Genomic DNA, 6,747 nt, shown 5'->3' on the forward strand with positions numbered 1-6,747 from the left:
ATCGGGCCTATTTCGCATTCATCCCCGTCGTCTTCCCGGCCTGCTCGACGAACCTGTTGGTGAAGGTTTTCGCAACGTCGACATGGGCCTTGGCGACCTCAGGCGAACTCTCGCTGAACACCGCGAGCACGGCATCGGCGCCCTTGGGGTCCATCCTGCCGGTCTCCGAATACATCGGGATCGTGTTCTTCAGCGCGGCGAGATATTGTTCCTTGTTCTTGCCGACCATCTCCGGCGGCATCTTGGCCATGATGTCCTCGGCCGAATGCGAATGGATCCAGCCAAGCGTGTTGACGATCGCATTGGTCAGCGCCTGGGTTTCCTTCTCGTGGGTGGCGACCCAGCTTGCCGTGGCATAGAGCGCGCCGCCCGGATATTCGCCGCCGAATACGCTAAGCGTATCCTTCTGCGTGCGGGTATCACTGAGAATCTGCAGGTCCGGATGGCCGGCCTGCAGCACGGTGACGGAAGGATCGAGCATCACGGCGGCATCGATCTGGCCCTGCTCCATGGCGGCGACCGCGGTGGCGCCGAGGCCGACGCCGATCACCGAGGCGCTGGTGGGATCGAGGCCGTTCTTCTTCAAGAGATATTTCAGGAAGAAGTCGGTCGAGGAGCCCGGCGCGCTGACGCCGACTTTCTTGCCGGCCAGATCCTTGATCGATTTGATCTCGCCATTGTGCGAGGGCGAGACCACCAGGACCAGGCCCGGATAGCGGTCATAGACCACGAACGCGACCAGCTCCTGCTTCTTGGCGGCGAGATTGACGCAGTGGTCGAAATAGCCTGACACCACGTCAGCGCTGCCGCCGAGCACGGCCTTGAGCGCGTCCGAGCCGCCCTTGAGGTCGACCAGCTCGACGGCAAGCCCGGCCTTGTCGAATTCGCCGAGTTGTTTGGCCAGCACCGTCGGCAGATAGCACAGGCAGGCGCCGCCGCCGATCGCCACCGTGATCCTGGTTTGCGCTGCGGCAAATCCTGACGTCAGCACCAGCACCAGCAGCGTTCCGGCCAGCCGGCCGAACAACTTTCTCATGATTTCCTCCATCGGGTTGCCGGCACGATAGAGCAGCGCGCAAGGCTTGAGAAGGCGACTTTGGTGCCAAGCAGCATGGGCGAGACCGGTTTCGGTTTGAGGGCAGGTCCCGCGGTTTATTCCATCGCGGCCAATTGATCTTTTCGTCGTATCGAGCGCGCTTGGCCGGGTCGTCCGCTGGTCAAGCCCGGCCCGGCGGCCTAACATCGGCGCACAAAAACACCACAAGGGGAGGCCCGACCATGAATCGCATCGCCACGACGCTATCGATCGCCGCCGCGTTCGCCGCCGGCTGCGGCATCACGCATTTGATGCAACCCGCCCACGCCGCCGCCGAGAACATCACGGCGCAGGTCATTCACACCGGTGAACTGGAAGGCGACGCGCTGAGCCCGGCCAATGCATCGGGCATGCGCAACAAGTTGTTCGTCGCCGTCGACGGCGCCACCGTCGCGATCCAGGACGGCAACACGCCGAAACACATGCATCCCAACGCCAACGAGATCCAGTACATCCTCGAAGGCACCGGAACGATTTGGCTCGGCGACAAGGAAGTGGCCGTGAAGCCCGGCGACCTCGTCATCATCCCGCACGGCACCCCCCATGGCGGCACCAAGGTCACGGGGCGGACGATCAAGGCGATCGCGATCAAGACGCCGCCGCAGACACCGGATGATATCAAGCTGTTGAATTGACGACCGCGGCCTTCACCGTCATTGCGAGCGTAAGCGAAGCAATCCATCCTTCTCTCTTAAGAAAGATGGATTGCTTCGTCGCTACGCTCCTCGCAATGGCGGCAAGGCCTATCCCCGCCCCTCGACCGCGTCCGGCCGCCACACCAGCAACCGCCGCTCGACCATCGTCACGCCGAGATCGATCAGGATGACGAAGGCCGACAGCACGAACATGCCGGCGAACACGCCGGCGACGTCGAACACGCCTTCGGCCTGCTGGATCAGATAGCCGAGGCCTGCCGCCGATCCCAGATACTCGCCGACCACCGCACCAACCACCGCAAAGCCGACCGAGGTATGCAGCGAGGAGAACATCCACGACAGCGCCGAGGGCCAGTAGACGTGCCGCATCAGCTGCCGTTCGCTCATGCCGAGCATGCGGCCGTTGGCGAGCACGGTGGTGGAGACCTCGCGGACGCCCTGATAGACGTTGAAGAACACGATGAAGAACACCAGCGTGACGCCGAGCGCCACCTTCGACCAGATGCCGAGCCCCAGCCACAGCGTGAAGATCGGCGCCAGCACCACGCGCGGCAGCGCGTTGGCCATCTTGACATAGGGATCGAATACCGCGGCGACGATCGGCTGGCGCGCGAACCAGAACCCGACGGCTACGCCCGAGAGCGAGCCGATCGCAAAGGCCAGGATCGATTCCCACAGCGTGATCAGGAGATGCTTCCAGATCACGCCGGTCGAGAACCAGTCGACAATCTGGCTGCCGACGTCGACCGGATTGGAGAAGAAGAACGGCGGCAGCCACAGCCGGCCGAACAGCGGCACGGTGGCGAGCAATTGCCACAGGCCGAGCGCCACGACGGCGACCAGCAACTGCAGGACGAGGAGTTTCAAGCGAGACATCGCCACCATCTATCTCGCGTCGTCCCGGCGAAGGCCGGGACCCATAACCACGAATGGTTGTTGCGGAAGCCGTCAGGCAGCGTGCCACAAGGCGCGGCCGCGGCGTATGGGTCCCGGCGTTCGCCGGGACGACATGCGTGCGCGGCCGTGCGGCGAGCTTGCAGCATCACGGCTTGGAGAACGTCCCGACCAAACCGGTCGCACCCTTGGCGTGGCCGTCCAGCGCCTTGATCAACTCGTCGCGGGTCAGGCCGGGCGCGAGCGCGGTTGGCTCGAGGTCGGTCGCGATCAGCGTGAAGGTGTAGTGATGCGGCGCGCCGGGCGGGGTGCAGGGCCCGAAATAGGTCGCCAACTTCATCGTGCTGGTGCCGCCGACGAATTTGTCGCTGGCCTTGGAGACCTCGCCTTCGGCAAATCCGGTGACGGATACCGGGATGCCGTAGGCCACCCAATGGCTGACGCCGCCGGGCGGACGGCCTTCCGGATCGAACATCATCAGCGCAAAGCTCTTGGTGCCCTCCGGCGGGTTTGCCCAGGAAAACGCCGGCGATATGTTTTCGCCCACGCAATTCGGATTGGACTTGTTGTTGCCGACGTTCTTCACCGCAAACCGCGCGCCATCCTTCAAATCAGGCGAGGTCAGCGTGAACGCGCCTTCCGCGCGCGCATCGTGAGAACCGCAGATCGCCGCCAGCGCCAGCGCGCCGGCCAGAATTGAACCGCGTCGAAACATGAATGCGTCTCCCATTTTGATTTTTGTTGATCGGTTCCGAGTGTAACCCTCGCCACCCCGATATCAAGGCAGCCGGTCAGCCAGTCTCCGCCGCTTGCGAGGACTGCGCATAGCCCTTCAACACCTCATCCCGCAAAACACTCCATATTTCCCGGTGCAGTGAATGAAATTCCTTGTCCAGCCGGACCTCGAAAATGTCGCGCGGGCGCGGAATCTGGACCTGCCAGTCGCCGATGATGCGCGCGGACGGCCCCGCCGACATGATCACGACGCGGTCGGCGAGCGCGATCGCCTCTTCGAGATCGTGGGTCACGAACAGCACCGCCTTGCGGTCGGCGTTCCACAATTCGAGCAGCAGATTGCCCATGATCTGGCGGGTCTGGGCATCGAGCGGGCCGAACGGCTCGTCCATCAGGAGGATCTTCGGATCGCGGATCAACACTTGCGCGAGGCCCACGCGCTTGCGCTGGCCGCCCGAGAGCATGTGCGGATAGCGGTTGCCGAAGGCGCCGAGCCCCACTGCAGTGAGCCAGCCCTGCGCGCGCTGCAGCGCGAGGGCGCGCGGCGCGCCGGCGATCTCCAGGCCGATTGCGACATTGTCGATCGCGGTCTTCCAGGGAAACAGCGCATCGGCCTGAAACAGGTAGCCGGCCTCGCGGTTGAGGCCCATGAGCGGCTGGTCGAAGATCCGCACCCTGCCCGATGCCGGCTTGAGCAGGCCTGCAGCGACGTTCAGAAGCGTCGATTTCCCGCATCCGGTGGGGCCGACGATGGCGACAAACTCGCCATGCGCGACATTGAGCCGGGCCTGTTCGACCGCGGTATAGACGCGGCCATCCGCCAGACGGAACGCCACCGTCGCGTCGTCAAGCGCGACCGCCACTGGCTTTGCCGTGTCCACCCTCGTCCCCTCCAGATATGCACGATGGCTTAGCGCTTGTGAAGGATAAGTTCAACGCAGGCACGCGACATGGTACTGAAGGCCCGGCTCTTTCTTCACCCTCCCCTGGAGGGGGAGGGTCGACGCGAATGGAATGAGCGGCGGGGTGGGGTGACAGTCTATCCCCGCGGACGGTGCCCGAGTTGAGAGATCACCCCACCCCGTCTCGCATTTCGCTTCGCGCAATGTGAGCCGACCCTCCCCCTCCAGGGGAGGGTAAGAGCCGCTAGCACGAGGCTGGACCGCATGCCAACGCCGCCCCTGATCGCCTTTGCGCATGTCGGCAAGAGCTTTGACGGCGGCCGCGTTCGCGCGGTGGACGACGTCTCGCTCGACGTCGCCGCGGGCGAATTCCTCGCCATCGTCGGCGGCTCCGGTTCGGGCAAGACCACGCTGCTGCGGCTGGCGAACCGACTGATCGATGCGGACAGCGGCACCGTCACGATCGAAGGTCAGGACGTGCGCGCGGCCGATCCGGTCGCGCTGCGCCGCCGCATCGGCTATGTGTTCCAGAGCGGCGGGCTGTTTCCGCATCTGAGCGTCGCCGCCAATATCGGGATCACGCCAAAACTGTCGGGGACGCCTGCGCCAAAAATTTCCGCGCGGGTGGACGAACTGCTCGATCTGGTGCGGCTCGATCGGACAGAATATCGCGAGCGCTTTCCGCATGAATTGTCCGGCGGGCAGCGCCAGCGCGTCGGCGTCGCGCGGGCGCTCGCGGCAGGGCCGAAGATCGTGCTGATGGACGAGCCGTTCGGCGCGCTCGATCCGCTGACCCGCGATGCGCTCGGCGACGATTTTCGCGCGCTGCATAGAAAACTCGGGCTGACCACGGTCATGATCACCCATGACATGGGGGAAGCCATCCTGCTCGCCGACCGCATCGCGGTGATGCGCGCCGGACGGCTGGTGGCGCAGGGCACGCCGTTGGAGCTTTCGCGCAACGCTGACCCTTACGTCGCCGAGCTCTTGAGCACGCCGCGACGGCAGGCCGAGCGGCTCAAAATCCTGCTGCCGGGGGATGGCGCGGCATGAATCTTTTCACCGATCCGCGCTGGGGCGAGGCGCTGGCGCATCTGCCGGATTATCTCGGCAATCACGTGCGCGTCAGCGTCACGGCGCTGGCGCTCGGGCTTCTCGTCAGCCTGCCGCTTGCGATTGCGGCACGCAATCGTCGAGCAATGCGCGGCGCGCTGCTCGGGCTCGCCTCGATCGTGCAGACGGTGCCGGGACTGGCGCTGCTGGCGCTGTTCTATCCGCTGCTGCTGGCGCTGGCGTCGCTGTCGCTTGCCTGGTTCGGATTCAGTTTTTCAGCGTTCGGATTTTTGCCCGCGGTGCTGGCGCTGGCGCTGTATTCGATGCTGCCGGTGCTGCGCAACACCATCACCGGCCTGCACAGCGTCGATCCGGCGATTCTCGAAGCCGCCCAAGGCGTCGGCATGACGCCGCGCCAGTCGCTGTTCACCGTGGAGCTGCCGCTGGCGCTGCCGGTGATGATGGCGGGCATCCGCACCGCCGCGGTCTGGGTGATCGGCACCGCCACGCTGTCCACCCCGATCGGGCAGACCAGCCTCGGCAATTACATCTTTGCGGGGCTGCAGACCCAGAACTGGGTGTTCGTGCTGTTCGGCTGCCTTGCCGCGGCGGTGCTGGCGCTAGCGGTCGATCAATTGCTGGCCCTGATCGAAAAGGGCTTGCGCTTGCGTAGCCGGCTGCGCGCGGCGTTTGGGGTTGTCGGTATCGCGGCGCTGGTGGTAGCAACGTTGGTGCCCTCGCTGGCGCGTCCGCCATCGAGCTATATCGTCGGCGCCAAAACCTTTGCCGAACAATATGTGCTGTCTGCGCTGATCGCACAGCGGCTGCGGGCGGCGGGGCTTTCGGCGACCACGCGCGAGGGTCTCGGCTCCAACGTGATCTTTGATGCGCTGGTGACCGGCGATATCGACGTCTATGTCGATTATTCCGGCACGCTGTGGGCCAACCAGTTCCACCGTACCGACACCAAGCCGCGCGCCGAATTGCTCGCCGATCTGAAAACCACGCTGGCGAAGCAGAAGATCACCCTGCTCGGCGAACTCGGATTCGAAAACGCCTATGCGCTGGTGATGCCGAAAAAGCGCGCCGACGCGCTCGGCATCCGTTCCATCGCCGACCTCGCGTCCCGCGCGGCGACGATGTCGATCGCCGGCGATTATGAATTCTTCTCGCGGCCGGAATGGGCGGCGCTGCAGAAGGCCTACGGTCTTTCGTTCCGCGCGCAGCGGCAGATGCAGCCGGACTTCATGTACGCCGCGGTTGCTTCGGGAGAAGTCGACGTCATCGCCGGCTATACCAGTGACGGGCTGATCGCGAAATACGATCTGGTGGTACTCGAGGACCCCAAGCATGCCATCCCGCCATATGATGCGATCGTCCTGATCTCGCCGAAACGCGCCGAGGACCACGC

Annotated in this window: 7 protein-coding genes; 3 read left to right on the plus strand and 4 right to left on the minus strand. The window is 64.6% G+C overall.

The annotated features are described in order from the left end of the window. Positions 1-7: 7 nt before the first annotated feature. A complete protein-coding gene (locus tag VK804_RS12390) occupies positions 8-1,036 on the minus strand; it encodes an ABC transporter substrate-binding protein (RefSeq protein ID WP_325371107.1) in 1,029 nt (342 codons plus the stop codon). Positions 1,037-1,278: 242 nt separating this feature from the next. Here VK804_RS12390 and VK804_RS12395 point away from each other — a divergent pair, with 242 nt between their 5' ends. Continuing rightward, on the plus strand, positions 1,279-1,731 hold the full coding sequence (locus VK804_RS12395) for a cupin domain-containing protein (protein ID WP_325371108.1): 453 nt from the start codon (positions 1,279-1,281) through the stop codon (positions 1,729-1,731). A gap of 108 nt (positions 1,732-1,839) precedes the next feature. Here VK804_RS12395 and VK804_RS12400 read toward each other — a convergent pair whose 3' ends face one another. The 3 genes from VK804_RS12400 to VK804_RS12410 all read right to left on the minus strand — a co-directional run bounded on the left by VK804_RS12400 (position 1,840) and on the right by VK804_RS12410 (position 4,262). Then, positions 1,840-2,628 (minus strand): ABC transporter permease, encoded by a 789-nt coding sequence (locus tag VK804_RS12400; RefSeq protein WP_325371109.1) that lies wholly within the window; start codon positions 2,626-2,628, stop codon positions 1,840-1,842. Positions 2,629-2,794: 166 nt separating this feature from the next. Further along, positions 2,795-3,361, minus strand: a complete 567-nt coding sequence (locus tag VK804_RS12405) for a YbhB/YbcL family Raf kinase inhibitor-like protein (RefSeq protein WP_325371110.1) — start codon at positions 3,359-3,361, stop codon at positions 2,795-2,797. A gap of 76 nt (positions 3,362-3,437) precedes the next feature. Further along, a complete protein-coding gene (locus VK804_RS12410) occupies positions 3,438-4,262 on the minus strand; it encodes an ABC transporter ATP-binding protein (protein ID WP_325371111.1) in 825 nt (274 codons plus the stop codon). Between the two features lie 285 nt (positions 4,263-4,547). Here VK804_RS12410 and VK804_RS12415 point away from each other — a divergent pair, with 285 nt between their 5' ends. Both VK804_RS12415 and VK804_RS12420 read left to right on the plus strand, forming a co-directional pair. Then, positions 4,548-5,336, plus strand: a complete 789-nt coding sequence (locus VK804_RS12415) for an ATP-binding cassette domain-containing protein (RefSeq protein WP_325371112.1) — start codon at positions 4,548-4,550, stop codon at positions 5,334-5,336. Beyond that, positions 5,333-6,747: ABC transporter permease/substrate-binding protein (locus tag VK804_RS12420; RefSeq protein WP_325371113.1), on the plus strand; the 1,415-nt coding region annotated here is incomplete at its 3' end. The genes VK804_RS12415 and VK804_RS12420, both read left to right, overlap by 4 nt.

Source organism: Bradyrhizobium sp., from assembly GCF_035484855.1.
Lineage (GTDB): Bacteria > Pseudomonadota > Alphaproteobacteria > Rhizobiales > Xanthobacteraceae > Bradyrhizobium.